Raw genomic sequence first — 960 nt, forward strand, 5'->3', positions numbered from 1 at the left:
CGCTGACGGGCGAGCCAGGAGATCAGCTCCGCGTGCTTCGTCCTGTCGGTGGGGTCGAGATGGCCGTGCTGGACGTGGAACACCGCTGCGACCGCGTGCATCCGCTGCCACTCCACGGCCCGCGGGTTGAACGCCCGCAGCTTCACCGGCTGCAGGATCCGCGCCGCGTGCTGCTTGGCGTTGATCCGCAGCCACTCGACCAGCGACTCCACCGCCGCCGGCTACTCGCCCTGCCCCGGCCTCGTCGCTCTCCTCGGAGGCCACGGTCGTGTACTGCTCCGCGCAGGCAAAAGCTCCTGCGTCAGACTCAGTGCTCCGTGGCCGTGTACAGGCCACGGCCGACCCGCTGTGCGCGGGAGGCCTTGACAAGTCGCTCCAGTGCGGTGCGCACGGCGTTGACGGCGTTCGGGGTGTCCTCGCGTCCCAGGGCCAGGGCCACGTCGCGGGCCCGAACCGGCTCACCTGCCGTGGCCAGGAAGTTCACGACGGCGTCCGCCGTACGGGATGCCTGCGGGGCTGCGGCAGCCTGCGGGGCCGGCTTCGCCTTGCCGGTCTTCCTCGCCCGGACGGGCTTGTCCGCCCCGGCTCGTTTCCTGCCGGTGACCGGACGCGCCTTGGCCGCGCCGCCGGTTCGAGCATGCGGCACCTCGGCCTCGAACTGCTCGGCCGGCACGGGGCGCGCCTCCTCGACAGCCTCCGCCAGGACGGCGGGCGCCGGATGGAGCAGGGGCGCCGCCGCCAGCGAGCGCAGACTGTCCAAAGCGGCCCGCACCGCCTCCAGACGTCCGGTGACAGCGCTCAACTCACTCTCCAGACGCTCCTGCTGCTCCTGGAGCGCGGGAAGCTCGCGTTCCAGCAGGGCAATGGTGGACTCGACGCCGTCACGCGTCTCAAATGTGGTGGTCATACCTACCTCGCTCATGGTTTCCGGATCCGACCGCCGCAGATGCGGTGGCACCC

Annotated in this window: 2 protein-coding genes; both read right to left on the bottom strand. The window is 71.5% G+C overall.

What is annotated here, in order from left to right:
- Nucleotides 1-212: helicase associated domain-containing protein (locus KS423_RS46235; protein WP_224285625.1), on the bottom strand; the 212-nt coding region annotated here is incomplete at its 3' end.
- A gap of 95 nt (nucleotides 213-307) precedes the next feature.
- Nucleotides 308-907, bottom strand: a complete 600-nt coding sequence (locus KS423_RS46240) for a hypothetical protein (protein WP_224285626.1) — start codon at nucleotides 905-907, stop codon at nucleotides 308-310.
- Nucleotides 908-960: the final 53 nt, after the last annotated feature.

The sequence above is a fragment of the Streptomyces sp. LS1784 genome (assembly GCF_020103755.1).
Lineage (GTDB): Bacteria > Actinomycetota > Actinomycetes > Streptomycetales > Streptomycetaceae > Kitasatospora.

What these genes read in the sequence shown, in the direction of transcription:
- KS423_RS46240 (WP_224285626.1), bottom strand. Translation starts at nt 907, where the DNA reads ATGACCACCACATTTGAGACGCGTGACGGCGTCGAGTCCACCATTGCC.